This is a genomic window from Kitasatospora sp. NPDC004669 (genome assembly GCF_040609455.1).
Taxonomy (GTDB): Bacteria; Actinomycetota; Actinomycetes; order Streptomycetales; family Streptomycetaceae; genus Kitasatospora.
On sequence record NZ_JBEXKB010000030.1, the window covers coordinates 12,333 to 27,954 of the forward strand.

The 15,622-nt window shown below is 72.8% G+C and carries 13 protein-coding genes; 4 read left to right on the plus strand and 9 right to left on the minus strand.

Annotated features, from left to right (window positions below; genetic code table 11):
- Positions 1–10: 10 nt before the first annotated feature.
- The 8 genes from ABZW30_RS24055 to ABZW30_RS24090 form a co-directional block, all read right to left on the minus strand.
- Positions 11–1,381 carry a hypothetical protein gene (locus ABZW30_RS24055; protein WP_355673235.1) on the minus strand — a complete coding sequence of 457 codons (1,371 nt, stop codon included), beginning with the start codon at positions 1,379–1,381 and terminating at the stop codon, positions 11–13.
- Complete coding sequence (locus ABZW30_RS24060) at positions 1,378–2,052, minus strand: DUF6084 family protein (protein ID WP_355673236.1); 675 nt, start codon at positions 2,050–2,052, stop codon at positions 1,378–1,380. Before ABZW30_RS24060 ends, ABZW30_RS24055 begins: the two co-directional genes overlap by 4 nt.
- A complete protein-coding gene (locus tag ABZW30_RS24065) occupies positions 2,049–2,696 on the minus strand; it encodes a DUF5947 family protein (protein WP_355673237.1) in 648 nt (215 codons plus the stop codon). Before ABZW30_RS24065 ends, ABZW30_RS24060 begins: the two co-directional genes overlap by 4 nt.
- Positions 2,693–3,160 carry a thioredoxin gene (locus ABZW30_RS24070; RefSeq protein ID WP_355673238.1) on the minus strand — a complete coding sequence of 156 codons (468 nt, stop codon included), beginning with the start codon at positions 3,158–3,160 and terminating at the stop codon, positions 2,693–2,695. Before ABZW30_RS24070 ends, ABZW30_RS24065 begins: the two co-directional genes overlap by 4 nt.
- On the minus strand, positions 3,157–4,941 hold the full coding sequence (locus ABZW30_RS24075; RefSeq protein ID WP_355673239.1) for a nickel-dependent hydrogenase large subunit: 1,785 nt from the start codon (positions 4,939–4,941) through the stop codon (positions 3,157–3,159). Before ABZW30_RS24075 ends, ABZW30_RS24070 begins: the two co-directional genes overlap by 4 nt.
- Before the next feature lie 87 nt (positions 4,942–5,028).
- Complete coding sequence (locus tag ABZW30_RS24080) at positions 5,029–6,075, minus strand: hydrogenase expression protein HypE (protein ID WP_355673240.1); 1,047 nt, start codon at positions 6,073–6,075, stop codon at positions 5,029–5,031.
- 133 nt (positions 6,076–6,208) lie between these two features.
- Entirely contained in the window at positions 6,209–7,900 is a 1,692-nt protein-coding gene (locus ABZW30_RS24085; RefSeq protein WP_355673241.1) for an enoyl-CoA hydratase-related protein, read from the minus strand.
- A gap of 123 nt (positions 7,901–8,023) precedes the next feature.
- Entirely contained in the window at positions 8,024–8,455 is a 432-nt protein-coding gene (locus ABZW30_RS24090) for a hypothetical protein (protein ID WP_355673242.1), read from the minus strand.
- 291 nt (positions 8,456–8,746) lie between these two features.
- Here ABZW30_RS24090 and ABZW30_RS24095 point away from each other — a divergent pair, with 291 nt between their 5' ends.
- From ABZW30_RS24095 to ABZW30_RS24110, 4 genes are all read left to right on the plus strand, one after another.
- Complete coding sequence (locus tag ABZW30_RS24095) at positions 8,747–9,427, plus strand: response regulator transcription factor (protein WP_355673243.1); 681 nt, start codon at positions 8,747–8,749, stop codon at positions 9,425–9,427.
- Positions 9,424–9,906, plus strand: a complete 483-nt coding sequence (locus ABZW30_RS24100) for an ATP-binding protein (protein WP_355673244.1) — start codon at positions 9,424–9,426, stop codon at positions 9,904–9,906. Before ABZW30_RS24095 ends, ABZW30_RS24100 begins: the two co-directional genes overlap by 4 nt.
- Positions 9,907–10,070: 164 nt before the next feature.
- A complete protein-coding gene (locus ABZW30_RS24105) occupies positions 10,071–10,865 on the plus strand; it encodes a serine/threonine-protein kinase (RefSeq protein WP_355673245.1) in 795 nt (264 codons plus the stop codon).
- A 96-nt stretch (positions 10,866–10,961) separates the two neighbouring features.
- Entirely contained in the window at positions 10,962–12,641 is a 1,680-nt protein-coding gene (locus ABZW30_RS24110; protein WP_355673246.1) for an alpha/beta hydrolase, read from the plus strand.
- A 228-nt stretch (positions 12,642–12,869) separates the two neighbouring features.
- On the opposite strand, the gene ABZW30_RS24115 is transcribed toward ABZW30_RS24110, so the two are convergent.
- The gene (locus tag ABZW30_RS24115; protein WP_355673247.1) at positions 12,870–15,620 is read right to left on the minus strand and encodes a bifunctional YncE family protein/alkaline phosphatase family protein; all 2,751 of its coding nucleotides are present in this window, start codon (positions 15,618–15,620) and stop codon (positions 12,870–12,872) included.
- Positions 15,621–15,622 lie beyond the last annotated feature (2 nt).

The following is a 15,622-nucleotide window of genomic DNA, read 5'->3' on the forward strand; positions in this document are numbered from 1 at the left end:
GCCCGCTCGCTCACGACTCCTCCAGCAGGGTGACCTCGTCGGGCTGGAAGTAGCGGAAGCGTCCCTGCGCCCGCCACAGGTCCGCGCCCGGGTCGTCCTCCACGGTGACGGCCAGGTGCACCGAGCCGTCGACGTCGTGCAGCACCGCCTCCACGACGCCGGTCCGCCCGTCCAGGAAGAGGTCCTGGGCGTCGGTGCGCCGCCGTCCGGGCCGCAGCAGCACCCGGCTGCCGACGCCGACCGGGTGGCCGTCGACCAGCACCCGGTCCCGCTCGGGGTCGACCTGCGGGTCGCTGCCCGGGTCCCACCAGGGCTGCTCCGCGTCGCCGGCACCGCCGGTGACCTCGCGCAGCCCGCGGATGGCGCCGTGCAGCCGCTCCAGCACCTCGGGCGGCATGGACTCGGCCAGGTCGATCACGGCCCCGGCCCGTTCGTCGGTGCCGCGGGCCTCCCGCTTCTCGTCCTCGGTCAGGGCCGCCGTCCGCAGCGCCAGGATCTCGTCGATCTCGGTGGCGTCGTACAGGGTGCCGAGGCTCTCCGGGGCGACGCGCGGGTGGTCCTCCAGGATGATCGGCGAGGACAGCATCACCTGGTGCTCGCCGTCCGGTCCGGCCAGAACGGGCCAGGTACGCTCGTTGCGGCACCGCTCTACGGCCGGCCGGGCCCACTCGGGCGGATCGGTGGCCGACAGGAAGCCGCCGTGCTCCAGACCGAGCAGCAGGTGGGTGGAGACCAGGGAGCGCGGCAGCGCCTCCTCGCGGCCGGCCTGCGGGTGCGGCGTCCAGGCGGAGGCGTTCTCCACCACCGCCGTCAGGCGCTGCGCCCGGTACGGGCCGGGCAGTTCCTCGGCCCTCAACCGCACCAGGCCGTCGACCTGTTCGCGCCGCCGCACCAGCCGTCCGACGGCGGAGCCGTGCTCGTGCAGCAGCTCCGTCCCGCCGACGCCGGGCAGCCGGAACCCCCGCTGCACTCCTTCGCCGCTCAACTCATCGACCGGCAGGAGGAGTTCGATCCGCTCCTCGACGCCCTCGTCCCATTCGACGAGCACCCGCTCGGCCAGCTCCAACCGTTCCACGGGCTCGAACCCGCCGGTGGCGGTGGCCCGTTCGACGGTTCGCCGTTGAACGCGTAGGAAGCGCAGCTCGACCGCCAGCCGGTCGCCCGGGCGCGCCTCCATCACGCACTCGGTGCGCTGGTGGGAGTGCTCGCCGCCCTGCACGGTGTACTCGGGCGGCACCAGGACGCCGAACTGCCAGCGCAGCCGGTTCTTGGCCGCCGACGCGCGGTACGGGTAGAGCACGTAGCCCTCCAACAGCACCGCGTCGGCGATCTGCCGGGCGGCCGCGAAGGCGCGTTCGATCCCGTCGGGCAGGCCGCTCACCGGACGCCCTCATCGATCGCCGCCGCCGCGAGCAGTTCGCGCAGCGTCGCCTCCCAGGAGGGCAGGGCCCGCCGGGAGCGGTAGGTCAGCAGGTCGTCCATCACGTCGTCCGGCAGGCGCAGCCAGCCACAGCCGGGGAAGTGCTGGTCGATCGCCTCCCGCCAGACCCGCACCGGCATCCGCACCCGGGCCTCCTTGTCCCAGGGCACGGGGGTGACCTGGAAGCCGCCGGGGCCGGCGAAGGCGGTGCCGGAGAAGAGCAGCAGCAGCGGTACCTCGCCGCCGTCCAGCGCCCGGAAGTAGCGGGCGGAGGCCACTTCCAGGTCGTAGCTGCACGGCACCGCCAGGTCGGCCTCGGTCTCCCCGGTGAAGCCGGGCACCAGCAGCGGCACGGTGGCGAGCTGGATCGGGTTGAGCGTGGACGCCCAGCGCTCCCGTTCGCCGAACAGGTCGGTCAGCCGCTCGCCCTCGGCGGCGGCGTACGACCGGCGGCCCGGTTCGATCCGCAGCTGGCACTGGAGGGCGAGGGCGTGCACCCGGGTGTCGGCCGGCGCCGTGACCCGCAGCCGGAACACCAGGGTCGGCGCGGCCGCGTACGGGGCGGACCGCACGCCGGTGCAGGTGAAGCCGAGCGCGCACCTTTCCATGGCTCGCTCACTCCGTTCACTCATGCCGTCGCCTCCGCGCGCAGCGGGCGGGCCCGAGCGGCCAACCGCTCGAAGAAGGCGTCGAGTTCGGCCCGCGCCTCGGCCCCGCCGTCGAAGCCGTGCCAGCACCGCCGCAGCCGGCCGACCAGCTCGTAGCAGACGTCGATCGGCACCAGGAAGCACGCGACGTTCCGGTCGGTGCGGCGCAGCAGCAGCGCCTCCACGTCCGGTTCCAGGGCGGCGGCCAGCCGGCTGGCGCCGAGGGCGCGTTCCCAGTCCTGCTCGTCCACCTCGCTCTCGGTGGCGCCGGCCGGCCCGGGGTAGAAGGCGAGCAGCCGGTCCAGGACGGCGTTGCGGAACAGGAACGCCGTGCCGACCGGGATCCCGAGCACCGACCAGGCCCGTTCATCCAACTCGCCGTCCGGGTCGAGGAGATAGCGGTCCGGCACGGTGCGGAAGCGGCCGCCGGCCGCGCCCGGCTGCTGGAAGAGCAGGCCGCAGGCGGTGCAGGTGCAGGCCAGGGCGCGTTCCTCGACGTCCACCAGGTGGCGGTGGCCGACGGGCAGGTCCCGGCCGCAGAACCCGCACTGCTCGGGCCGCGGCGGCGCCGGCTCGCGCAGCCGGCGCAGCAGGACGATCCCGTCGCGGGAGACCCCGCGGGTGTTCACCGGGCCTCCGCGGGCTGGGGCGGGCGGGTGCCGATCTGGAGCAGCTGCGGGGCGCGTTCCAGCTCCAGGGCCGTCACCTCGGGCGCGTGGCAGGCGAGTGCCGCCTCGACGTCCTGCTCCCCACAGCCGCAGCCGGAGGCGGTCCGGCGCAGCCGCAGGATGCCGGTGCCCGGTTCGAAGCCGAGCACCTCGATCCGCTCGGGCAGGTTGGCGAGCGCCCGGTCGATCCGGGCGGTCACGTCCTCGGGGTGCAGGTCGTGCAGGAGTAGCAGCCCGGCCACCGCGGGGTCGTCGAGCATCCGCTCCAGGGCGGGCGGGGGCACGGCCGGGACGATCCTGGCCAGGCCCTCACCGTAGAACTCCATGAGGTCGCGGACGAGTTGCTCGCCCGCCCGCTCGGCGCCGCTGCCGGCCAGGGCGTCCAGGGCCTCCTGGATCCGCAGCCCGGTCTGTTCGGCCGTCATGCGGTGAGCCCGCTCAGGCCGGTGGGCACGTGCATGGTCTGCAGGGTGCGCCCGCCGACGTACATGTGCACGCCGCAGGGCAGGCAGGGGTCGAAGCTGCGCACCGCGCGCATGATGTCGATGCCCTTGAAGTTCTCCGGGGAGTTCTCCTCGAAGATCGGCGTGTTCTGCACCGCGTCCTCGTACGGGCCGGGCGTGCCGTAGCTGTCGCGGACGCTGGCGTTCCACGGGGTGGGCGGGTACGGGTGGTAGTTGGCGATCTTGCCGTCGCGGATCACCATGTGGTGTGAGAGCACGCCGCGCACGGCCTCGGTGAAGCCGCAGCCGATCGACTCGTCCGGCACCTCGAAGCGCTCCCAGGTCTGGCTGCGCCCGGCACGGACCTCGTCGAGCGCCTTCTCGGCGAAGTGCAGGGCGGCGGCGGCCGCGTAGGCCTGGAAGTAGGTGCGGGCCCGGTTGCGCTCGATGGCGTTGCTCCACTGCGGGATCTTCCACTCGAAGGTGACCTCGGGCTTGGTCATCGAGCGGGGCAGGTTGATCTGGACGCTGTGGCCGGTGGCCTTGACGTAGCCGATGTCGACCAGCCCGGACAGGGCGGTGGACCACAGCCGCGCGATCGGGCCGCCGCCGGTGTCGAGGGCGAGGTGGTCCTTGCCGTCGAACCAGCGAGGGGACATCACCCAGCTGTACTTGTCGTCGAAGTTGCGCTTCTGCGGCTGCGGGATGGTGTGCTGGTTCCACGGGTGTCGGGGGTCGACCGGGTTGCCCAGCGGGTCGTGGGTGACGAAGAGCTCCTTGCCCTGCCAGTCCTCGTAGTAGGAGCTGCCGAGCAGGATCCGGATGCCGAGGTTGATCTGCGTCAGGTCGTTGGTGACGAGCTTGCCGTCGACGATGACACCGGGGGTGACGAACATCCTGCGGCCCCAGTCCGTCATGTTGCGGTACGTGAAGTCGCAGTGGTCCGGGTCGTTGAGGCTGCCCCAGCAGCCGAGCAGGACCCTCCGCCGGCCGACCTCCTCGTAGCCGGGCAGGGCCTGGTAGAAGAAGTCGAAGAGGTCGTCGTGCAGCGGCACGACCTTCTTCATGAACTCGACGTAGCGCATCAGCCGGGTCAGGTAGTCGGTGAACAGCTGCACCGTCGCGACCGTGCCGACGCCGCCCGGGTAGAGCGTGGAGGGGTGCACGTGGCGGCCCTCCATCAGGCAGAACATCTCCCGGGTGTAGCGGCTGACCTGGAGCGCCTCGCGGTAGAACTCGCCCTCGATCGGGTTGAGCGAGCGCATGATGTCGGCGATCGTCTTGTAGCCGTGGTCGCCGGCGTGCGGGGCCTCGGTGCGCTCGGCCAGTTCCAGGACGCCCGGGTTGGTCTCGCGGACCATCTTCTCGCAGTAGTCGACCCCGACCAGGTTCTCCTGGAAGATGTTGTGGTCGAACATGTACTCGGCGGCCTCGCCGAGGTTGATGATCCACTCGCCCAGGTGCGGGGGCTTCACGCCGTACGCCATGTTCTGGGTGTAGACCGAACAGGTGGCGTGGTTGTCGCCGCAGATCCCGCAGATCCGACTGGTGATGAAGTGCGCGTCGCGCGGGTCCTTGCCACGCATGAAGACGCTGTAGCCGCGGAAGACGGACGAGGTGCTGTAGCACTCCGCGACCCTCTTCTGCTTGAAGTCGATCTTCGTGTGGATGCCCAGGCTGCCCACGATCCGGGTGATCGGGTCCCAGGACATCTCCGTCAGGCCGCTGCCGTCGCCGGCCGCCCTGGTCGTCGGTGTTGCCATCGTGTCTGCGTGTCCTTGTCTACGGGGTCTACGAGCGGGGCGGAGGTCGACGGGGCCGCACACCGGTCGGCGTGCGGCCCTCCCCTGTCACCAGGGCGGGCGGTAACCCGTGGTCAGGTGGCGACCGGTACGGCGCCACTTCGGTTCCTTGTCGACGGTCTTCTGGGTGATCGCGCGCAGCCGCCGGATCAGCGATCCGTACGCGGTACTGGCGCCGCTGGAGACCCGCGAGCCGGGTGGCGGGTCCATGAAGGGCATGAACTTGTCCGGGAAGCCCGGCATGGTGCAGGCGATGCAGATGCCGCCCACGTTCGGGCAGCCGCCGACGCCGTTGATCCAGCCGCGCTTGGCGACGTTGCACTTGACGACCGGGCCCCAGCAGCCGAGCCGCACCAGGCACTCGGGCGTGCCGTAGTCGGTGGCGAACTGGCCCTGCTCGTAGTAGCCGCCACGGTTGCAGCCCTCGTGCACGGTGGCACCGAACAGCCAGGCGGGCCGCAGCTTGTCGTCGAGCGGGATCATCGGCGCGGAGCCGGCCAACTGGTACAGCAGGTAGGTGAGCGTCTCGGCGAAGTTGTCGGGCTGGATCGGGCAGCCCGGCACGCAGACGATCGGCAGCCCGGCCTTGGACTTCCAGTCCCAGCCGAGGTAGTCCGGCACGCCCATCGCGCCGGTCGGGTTGCCGGCCATCGCGTGGATGCCGCCGTACGTGGCGCAGGTGCCGATCGCCACCACCGCGGTCGCCTTGGGGGCGAGCCGGTCCAGCCACTCACTGGTGGTGACGGGCTGGCCGGTGACGGGGTCGTCGCCGAAGCCGCACCAGTAGCCCTCCTTCTTGATCTTCTCGTTGGGGATGGACCCCTCGACGACCAGGACGAACGGTTCGATCTCGCCGCGGTCGGCCTTGAAGAACCACTCGACGAAGTTGTCCGCGCCCTGGGCCGGGCCGCACTCGAAGTCGATCAGCGGCCAGTGCACCGCGACCTTCGGCAGGCCGGGCAGCGCGCCGGTGACGATCTCCTCGATGCTCGGCTGCATCGCGGCGGTCAGCGAGACGGAGTCGCCGTCGCAGCTGAGGCCGGCGTTGATCCAGAGAACGTGCACCACGTCGGTGTCGGTTGTTGCAGCACCCATGAGGATGCCTCCTCGGGGATGGGAGCCGGACGAAATGGCTCAAAGACAAGTCATAGCAACGGTTCGGATCGCACGCCGGTCCGGAAAGCCGAAGGGGTCGCCCGCAGGACGCGAGCGGGCGCGGCCGTTCGGGTCACATCCGCGCGACGGACCCTGCGGGCGCTGGGCGCTTGCGCACGAACGCGGACCGCAGCGCGTGGTACGGCGATTCGGGGGTGAAGAACTGCCGGTGCATCACTGCGAGCTCCTCCTCCCGGTACTCCGCCAGCGGCTTGGCCCGCTCGTCGGCCTCGCGGGCGGCCTTCTTCGCCGCGATCCGGCGCTGCGCGGCGGGCGAGGCGGCGAGCAGCCCGGCCAGGCGGGCCGCGCTCGGCCCGAACTCCTGCGGCCCGCAGTCGAGCACCCGGTCGACCAGGCCGATCCGCTCGGCGGCCGCCGCGGACACCGGCAGCGCCTGACGGGTCAGCCGTTCGGCCTCCGCCGCACCCACCCGGCGCGGGAGGGTGTACGTCCAGTACTCCGAGCCGTACAGCCCCATCAGCCGGTAGTGCGGGTTGAGGACGGAGCCGCCGCGGCACCACACCTCGTCCGCGGCCAGGGCCAGCATCACCCCGCCGGCCGCCGCGTTCCCCGCGACGGCGGCGACCACCAGCCGGTCGGTGGTGGTGAGCACCTCGGCGACCAGGTCGTCCATCGCGGTGATGTTGGCCCAGGACTCGGCGGCCCGGTCCGGCGCGGCCTCGATGACGTTGAGGTGGATGCCGTTGGAGAAGAAGTCCCGGCCGCCGCCGAGCACCAGCACCGAGGTCGGGCGGGCGAGGGCGCAGCGGTACGCCTCCCGCAGCCGCCGGCAGTGGTCGGTGGACATCGCCCCGCCCGGGAACGAGAAGCGCAGGAAGCCCACCGGGCCGTCCTCGCGGTAGCGGATGTCCGACCACGCGGGGCCGGCCTGCCCGCCCGGCATCAGCGGCGCCGCCACCTCCGGGACCGGCGGCAGCAGGGCGCCGAGCGCCGTCACCGCCGGGAGCTTGAAGGTCGCGGGCCCGCCGGGTGCGCGGCGGCGGCGGAGTTCGGGGATCCACACCGCTCCGTCCGAGGTGGCCCGGCACACGGCGCCGGCACGGGTGGCCAGCAGCTCGCCCGGCCGGCCGCGCAGCACCGGTTCGCGGTACCCGCCGTGCAGGTACCACTCGTCGCCGCACAGCGCGCCGAGCACCCCGGGCTGGGAGTCCGCCGCGCGGAGCCTGCGCAGGACCGCCTCGGTGGAGTCGCCCGCCCAGTCGATCCGACGCTCCTCCTGCCGCAGGAAGGGCCGGGTGCGCACCGTCTCCCGCCAGCCGGGGCCGTGCTGCGGCTGCGGCGCGTAACTGCCCGAGGTGACCCGCTCCACGGCGAGCAGCGCGGCCGCCACGGCCGCGTCGGCGACCTCGTTGCGGTACAGGTCGCTCTTGCCGCGCTCGGGCAGCCGGCAGGGCGCCCAGGCCCAGATCGGCCCCGCGTCCATCTCCGCCTCGGCCTGGAGCACCGTGACGCCCCACTCGGCGAGGCCGTCCTGGATCGCCCGGTCGAGGGAGGACGGGCCGCGGTCGCCCGGCGGGCCGGGATGGACGATCAGGCAGGTGAGCTCCGACCAGACGTCCCGCGGGATCGCCGTGCGGAGCATCGGGGCGAGCACCAGGTCCGGCCGCAGGCGGCTCACCGACGTCCTCAACTCGTCGTCATCACCGGCCAGTCGGATGTCCACGGTGTGCCGCCGGTCGCGCAGTTCGGCGTACAGCCGCTGGCTGAGGCTGTTGAACGCGCTGGCGAGGAGCAGGATCCGCATGTCCGCCTCCGACGGTGTGGGCCTCCGGGAACCCGGCGATCATGACCCCGGACCCACCCGGCCCCTGGCCCGTCCGGCCCGCCGCGCCGCCCGTTCACCCGGGAGGCGGGGCGGCGGGGCGGATCAGATCCGGCGCCGAAGGCTGTCGAGCAGCAGCACGGTGAGGGCCGCCGTGGCGACCCCCTCGGCCCAGGCGGCGAACGTCTTGTCGCCGAACCAGACCGGCTCGTGCATGTTCGGCAGCGGCCCGAGGGCGCCGACGTCCACGTAGCGGTAGAGCAGCAGCGCGCCGAGCCCCGAGGCGGCGACCGCCCAGGCGAAGACGTCGCCGGACCGGTGCCGCCAGAGGAGCACGAGGACCACCGCGAGGCTCGCGACGGCGGCCTCGGCGCGGAACAGGGTGCCCTGGGTGATGGAGTCGCCGACGGCGTCGTACTGGTCGGCGATCCGGACGTGGACGAGCGCGTCCACGGCGAGTCCGGCGGCGGCCAGCAGGCGCAGGACGAGGTGGGTGAGCCTTCGGCCGCGTCGGCCGGCGGGTTCCGGGATGGCCACGGCGGGTCAGCCGACCGTGAGGGTGCCGTGCATGAACGGGTGGATGGTGCGGATGTACGGGTGGGGCCGGGGGCTGGTCACGTGGGGGCTCCGTTCGGGAAGGGGGCACTGACCCGGGCACGTAGTCGAGGATCCCGGCGGGCGGGGCCCCCACGGCCAGGCCAACGCCCCCGAACGGCCGTCCGTTTCATCCCCACGGGTGACGCCGAGGGCGAGGACCTGCCCCGGGCGGGGTCGGCCCGCTCGCGGTGGCGGGCTGCTTCGCCGCAGGTCGCGGCTGTGCTGCCCGGCATGCGAATACTCCTGGTCGAGGACGATGACGACCTGCGGTTCGCCGTCGCCGCCGCCCTGCGCGGAGCCGGGCTGGCCGTCGACGTCGCCGCGGACCTCCCGGCGGCCGACGAGGCGCTGTTCGTCACCGACTACGACTGCGTCGTGTTCGACCGGATGCTCCCCTCCGGCGACTCCGCGGAGTACGTACGGCGGATGCGGCACGACGGCGTGAGCGTTCCGGTGCTCTACCTCACCGCCCGCGACAGCGTCGCCGACCGGGTCGAGGGCTTCGACACCGGCGGTGACGACTACCTGGTCAAACCCTTCGCGGTGCCGGAGCTGGTGGCCCGGGTCCGCAGTCTGGGCCGACGGTCCGCGGTACCCCGGCCGCCGGTGGTCCGCTGCGCGGACCTGGAGATCGACACGGCCCGCAGGACGGTGCACCGCGACGGCGTCCTGCTCTCCCTGACCGTCAAGGAGTTCGCCGTCCTGGAGACGCTCGCCGCCCGGCCCGGGCAGGCGGTGCGCCGCACCGACCTGATCGAGAGCTGTTGGGACGAGCTGACCGAGCCCAACTCGAACGTGGTCGAGGTCCTGGTCTCCCAGCTGCGGCGCAAGCTCGGCGACCCACCGCTGATCCACACCGTGCGCGGCGTCGGCTACCGGCTGGAGGCCCAGGAGCCGGAGACGCAACGGTGAGACCGCCGACCCCAGCGGGCCGGATCGGCAGGCTGCGACGCCGGATCGCGGTCCTGTTCGCCCTGGTCAGCGCAGTCGGCCTGGTCGGGATGACGGTGCTCGCCGTCCAGGCGGACGACGAGTCCTGGCGGTCACGAGCCGACGCCGAACTGGCCCTGATGGGCAACGAGGCGCTCCTCGGGCTCGGCAACGACGACCAGGGCGCGCTCCAGTACCCCGACCCCAAGGAGGGGGCGTACGACTGCCCGCCGGTGACCCTGCTGACCGGCGGCGCGGACCAGCTGTCCATCACCGCCGTCCCGCCCGAACAGGCACGCTCGCTGTTCGAGCGCTTCCACAGCGGCGCCGGCTCGACCGGCCTCGGCCTGTCCATCGCCGCCTGGGTCGCCCGTGCCCACGGCGGCTCGCTCACCGTCACCACCAGCACCCGCGGCGGTGCCCGCTTCGTCCTGCGCGTCCCGGCACAGAAGCAACCCTGAGCCCCGGCGACCCCGAGCCCCGGCGACCCTGAGCCGTCCGGCGCCGCCGTCCCTCATCGAATCCTCAGGATGCCTCGGGCACGCTTCCCGGGAAGTCGGCACGTGGGGTGTCCCCCTCTCCCCGTCCACGGGCGGGAAGGGGAGGGCACGGCGAGGACAGGTTGATGATCGAGCACAACGGACACGCCGTCGGGGATCTCGTGGCGGGGCGGTTCGCGCTCCTGGCGCGGCTCGGCGGCAGCGGGACGAGAACGGTGTGGAAGGCCCGCGACCTGGCCGCGGAGCGCGACATCGCCCTCAAGGAGCTGCGCCCCTCCGCCCCGGCGGGCCCGGGCCCGACCGACCTGGCCCGGCAGCGGGTGCTCCGCGAGGCCCGGGCCCTGGCCCGGATCGGGCATGCCAACCTCGCCACCGTCCACGATGTCCTCAACCACCGGCCGCATCCCTGGCTGGTGATGGAACTGGTCGCCGGGCAGTCCCTCCGGGACGTCGTCGACCACTGCCCGCTCTCCCCCGCGGCAGCCGCCCATGTCGGCCTGGACGTGCTCGCGGCCCTGCGGTCCTCGCACGCGGCCGGCGTCCTGCACCGGGACGTCGAACCGGGCAACGTCCTGATCCGCCCGGACGGTTCGGCCGTGCTCACCGGCTTCCGCATCGCCGCCCTCGCCGCCCTCGCCGGCCCGACCGAACCCGGCCGCGCCCCTGGGCACGTGGCGCCGGAAGAACTGGACGGCGGCGCGGCCGGGCCCGCCTCCGACCTGTGGTCGCTGGGCCTGCTGCTCCGGGTCTGCGTGCGGGGCCACCATCCGGAGCGGCGCACCCCACCGCCCCGGGCCGACCGCCTCGCCCCGGTCATCGACGCCCTGCTCGCCCGCGACCCGGCGCAGCGACTCAACGAGACCCGGCTCGCCCGGCTGCTGCACGACGTGATCGCGGCCGAAGCCGACCGGAGGATCTGAGCCGCGCTCCGGGCAGACCGCCCTCATCACAACCTCAGAACCGCCCCGCCACGGTCGGCCCGTACCGACCAACCGATCCGAAACGACACCGAGGCCATGCGCCGATTCATCCGCAACACCGACAACACCCGTATCCCCCACGCCCGTTCGGGCCGACGCCCCACCCTCCGGCAGCTCGCCGTCCTGGCCGTGGCGGCGGCGACCGTGGCCGCCGCCGCAGGCTGCGACCAGCACCCCGACCGGAGCGCGACCGCCCCGGGCGCCCAGCCTCCGCCGCCCGAGCAGGCCGACCAGCCCGAGCTACGGCCGTACTACCGGCAGCAGCCCGTCTGGACGGCCTGCGGCGACTTCCAGTGCGCCACCCTGACCGTACCGATGGACTACGCCCGGCCGAACAACGGCAAGACCTTCACGCTGCCGCTGATCCGGACCCACGCGACCGACCCGGGCAAGCGGATCGGGTCCCTGGTCCTCAACCCCGGTGGCCCCGGGGGGTCCGGGGTCGAGACGCTGCGGTCCGGCGGCGCCGACTCCTTCGGCAAGGAGACCAGGGCGCACTTCGACCTCGTCGGCTTCGACCCCCGCGGGGTCGCCGGCAGCAAGCCCGCCCTCGACTGTGCTCCCCCGGACGACACCACCGACCAAGCCCCTACCGGCGACGACACACCCTCCCCGCTCAACCCGCGCACGGAGGCCGAGCGCCGGGCCGCCGTCGCGGAGGCCGACCGGACGGCGGCCGCCTGCATCACCCGCAGCGGCGAACTCCTCCCGCACATCGGCACGGTGGACGTCGCCCGCGACCTGGACGTGCTGCGGGCCGCACTCGGCGACGACCGGCTCACGTACCTCGGCTGGTCCTACGGCACCTCGCTGGGCACCGAGTACGCCGAGCAGTTCCCGCAGCGCGTCCGGGCACTCGTGCTCGACGGCGCCGTCGACCCCTCCCTCGACTGGTCCCAACGGACGCTGCAGTCGGGCCGGGCCTTCCGCAAGGCCGTCGAGGACTACGCCGACTCCTGCGCGCAGGTCGTCAAGCAGGGCTGCCCCGCAGCCACCCCGGACGGCATCCGCAAACTCGTCGCCGACCTGTACGCGAAGGCGGCCAAGCGCCCCCTGCCGATCAAGGGCAGCCCCGAGCGCCTCGACGAGACGACCCTGCACACCGCCGTCATGATGTCGATGTACGCACCGGAAACCCAGTGGCAGGACCTCTCCGACGGGTTGACGGCCGCCCGCAAGGGCGACGGCGGCAAGCTGGCCGCGATCGCGAAGGAGAAGCCGTCACCCCAGGACGAGGGCCCCGGCTCGACCGGCACCGAGGGCGACGCCCCTGGCTCCGAAGCCGGTCGCAGTGACACACCCCGCGACAACGGCACCGACATCCTGACCGCCGTCAACTGCCTCGACGTACCGCACCCCAAGGACCCCGAGGCCTACTGGCCGGTGCTCGACCGCGCCCACCGGGAATCAGGCGTCTTCGGCAGCTCCGGCGTGCTCGCCGACCTCGCCTGCCGCACCTGGCCCGCCGGTCCGGCCCAGCCGCACCGGGTGAAGGCCGACGGCCTGCCCCCCGTCCTGGTCGTGGGCACCACCGGCGACGCCGCGACCCCGTACCAGGACGCCCGCAGCCTCGCCGCCCAGCTACCCGGAGGCATGCTGCTCACCTACCGGGGGCTCGGCCACACCGCCTACGGACGCAGCAACGCCTGCGTCACCGACGCCGTGGACGGCTACCTCGTCGACCTCACGCCGGTGCCGACGGGAACCGCCTGCTGACCCGCCCGGAGGGCAGAGCGCTCCGGCTGCCGGCCGGGCGGGACCGGGTTGCCGACTCCCCGGTCGGCGACGGTCGAGGGCGTGGCCGTCAGGGCCCGTCGGGTGCTGACGGCCGGCGTCGGGCCCAGCGCGAGGAGGGCGAACGCGATGCGAAACGAACGGGCCCCGGGCCGGCGGTGGTGCCGGCCCAGGGCCCGATCAGGGTTCCCCGGCGCGATCAGAGCCGGATCAGCCGTCGTTCTCCGCGGACGGCAGATACGCGCCGGGCACGTCGTTCGGCGCGAGGATCCCGCTCTCACCCGGGTACGGGGTGGTCCAGTTGTGCGTCTGGTACCAGGTCAGGTGGTTCATCTGCGCCGGGTTCGCACGGTCCGGCGCGGCGTTCGGGCCGGTCAGGTGTTGCTTGGACTTCCAGGCGTCCCACTGGTCCGCGACGGCGCGCTCCGCGGCCGGCGGCGCGGTGGTCACCGGGACGGCCTCCGCGCGGCGGTCCTGCTGCCCGGGCACGTCGAGGCCGCACGAGGGCGGCGTCTTCAGACCGTCGGTCAGCGGGGTCCGGTTGGGCACCGCGGTGAACGGCGCGAAGTCCGGCTTGTCGGTGAAGGCCGTGGCCATCGGGGTGGCCGCGCTGTCCTTCTGGTTCATCGGGTGGACCCCGAGGATCTGCTCGATGGTGCGGATCATCGTGATCTGCGAGTAGTAGCGGCTGTCGACGGCCCCGTGCTGCGCCCAGGGGCTGATGATCTGGATCGGGGCGCGGTGGCCGTCCACGTGGTCGAGACCGGCCTGGGAGTCGTCCTCGACGACGAAGATCGCCGAGTCCTTCCAGTACTCGCTGTGCGAGATCTCGTCCACGATCCTGCCGACCGCCAGGTCGTTGTCGGCGACCTGCGCGGCCGGGCCGGCCGGACCGCCGGTGTGGTCGCTGGACAGCCACAGCATGTTGAGGTTCGCCGGGCCGTTCTGCTCGAAGTCCTGCTTCCAGATCTGGTACCGGTACTGGTCCGGCACGTCCAGGTCGAACTTCGGGAAACCGGGCACCGACACGCTGTTGAGCGAGGGGATCGGCGAGGAGGAGTTGAGGGGGTAGGCGGTGTCCTGCCCGGTCGCGTCCATGGTCTTCGCGTCGCAGTACAGGTTCTGCCAGTTCGCGCCGTCGGGCTTGGTCAGGAACTGGTGGAACTCACCGAAGTCCCGCACGTCCTGGCCGGCCGCCTGCGCGCCCGTCCACAGGAAACCCGACCGCTGGTGGCCCAGGCCGTCGTCCTCGGTGTCGTAGCTTCGCTCGTACTCGCCAGCCGAGGACTCCGTGTACTCCGGGTTGTCGGCCTGCATCAGCCAGTTGTGGCCCTCGGCGGAGTTGGTGCCGATGTCGTAGGTGTTGTCGTAGAGCCCGAACTGCTCGGCCAGCGCGTGTTGGTTCGGCGTCACGTTCACGCCGAACTGGGCCAGCTTCGGGTCGCCGTTGCCCTTCGCGAGGTCGCCGAAGAGCTGGTCGTAGGTCCGGTTCTCCTTGACGATCAGGAAGACGTGCTTGATCGTCGAGGGGTCGCCGATCCGTGCCGGCACCGGCACCGGCTTCGCCTTGTGCCGGCCGGCGGTCTGCACCGCGCCGTTGGTCCAGCCGTTCTGCCGGAAGACCTTGGCGGTCTGGGAGCGGATCTCCCGGTCGCCGGGCAGCGTGAACCGGGTCAGGCTGGAGGTGGTGTCGTGGGTGTTGTGCGCGCCGGTGCTGTTGGGCCGCCGCGCGTCGATGCCACGGGTGTTGGAGACGACCACCGTCGAGCCGACGGTGGTGATCTCCGTCGGGAAGTAGTCCGTGGGCAGCAGGCCGACGTAGCCGACCGGCTCCTGCGCACCGCTGTAGCGGTACACGGCCACCGCGTTGGCGCGGCCGAGGGTGACCAGCAGGCGCCCGTCGTCGGTGACCGTCACCGCGTCGGGCTCGTAGCCCACCGAGGCCTCCGGCCACGGCTTGGTGGAGATGCTCTGCACGACCTTGTCCTGCGCGGTGTCGATGACCGACACCTCGTCGCTCCCGGTGTCGGTGACGAACAGCGCGCCGTTCTTGGCGTACAGCGTCGTCGGGTGCAGGCCGACGTCGATGGAGCCGACGGCGGCGGCCGGGTCCCCGAGGTCGATCACGCTGACGGTGCCCGTGGTCGTGGCACCGGTGTCCGGGTCGGCCACCACCTGCGTGCCGTAGGAGTTGATCGTGTCGTCGTCGGAGCCGGCCGGGCGCCCGCCCTCGTTGCCGACGTACAGTTTCCGGCCGACCTGCGCGATGCCGCGCGGTGCGTTGCCCACCGTCCAGCCGTGCTCGACCGCACCGGTCGCCGCGTTGATCGCGACCACCCGGTTCTGCCCGTTGAGCGCCGCGTACACCGTCGAGCCGTCGGCGGAGAACACGGCACCCGACGCCAGCGCGTGCTTGGCACCGTCGGCCGCAATCGCCACCTTCACCGGGTTGGCCAGGGAGCCGTCGGCGTTCACGGTGAACCTGGTGTAGCCGTCCAGCTGGCCCAGCCACAGCTGCGAGCCGTCCGGCGAGTACACCGGGGCCTCCTGGCCGACCGTGCCGTCGGTCAGGTGCAGGTCGTCCGTCTTGGCCTTGCCGACGCGCTGCTGCACCCGGCCGGTCTTCAGGTCCACCACGACCAGCGAGGCGTCGCCGTCGGCGATCGACGCGGCCAGGTGACCGCCGTCCGGGCTGACCCGGGACGCCATGATCTTGCCGTTGTCGATGACGAGCCGGTCGCCGTACGGGGCGATGTACTGGTCGCTGGAGATGACCTGGCCGTCGGCGGTGACCTCGCCGACCCGGTCCGTGCCGAACTGGTGGGTGGTCGCGAAAGCCGTGCCCGTGGCCACGGCCACCGCCGTGATGCACGCCGTGGCGAGGGTGGCACGGCGGCCGGCACGCCGCCCGGGAAGGACGAAGTGGTCCTTCTGGACGCGTCGACGACGCGTTACCTGCATGG

Coding starts and splice junctions, on each gene's coding strand:
- ABZW30_RS24085 (WP_355673241.1), bottom strand. CDS start 7,900: ATGCGGATCCTGCTCCTCGCCAGCGCGTTCAACAGCCTCAGCCAGCGG.
- ABZW30_RS24075 (WP_355673239.1), bottom strand. CDS start 4,941: ATGGCAACACCGACGACCAGGGCGGCCGGCGACGGCAGCGGCCTGACG.
- ABZW30_RS24060 (WP_355673236.1), bottom strand. CDS start 2,052: ATGAGTGAACGGAGTGAGCGAGCCATGGAAAGGTGCGCGCTCGGCTTC.
- ABZW30_RS24070 (WP_355673238.1), bottom strand. CDS start 3,160: ATGACGGCCGAACAGACCGGGCTGCGGATCCAGGAGGCCCTGGACGCC.
- ABZW30_RS24095 (WP_355673243.1), top strand. CDS start 8,747: ATGCGAATACTCCTGGTCGAGGACGATGACGACCTGCGGTTCGCCGTC.
- ABZW30_RS24080 (WP_355673240.1), bottom strand. CDS start 6,075: ATGGGTGCTGCAACAACCGACACCGACGTGGTGCACGTTCTCTGGATC.
- ABZW30_RS24110 (WP_355673246.1), top strand. CDS start 10,962: ATGCGCCGATTCATCCGCAACACCGACAACACCCGTATCCCCCACGCC.
- ABZW30_RS24115 (WP_355673247.1), bottom strand. CDS start 15,620: ATGCAGGTAACGCGTCGTCGACGCGTCCAGAAGGACCACTTCGTCCTT.
- ABZW30_RS24105 (WP_355673245.1), top strand. CDS start 10,071: ATGATCGAGCACAACGGACACGCCGTCGGGGATCTCGTGGCGGGGCGG.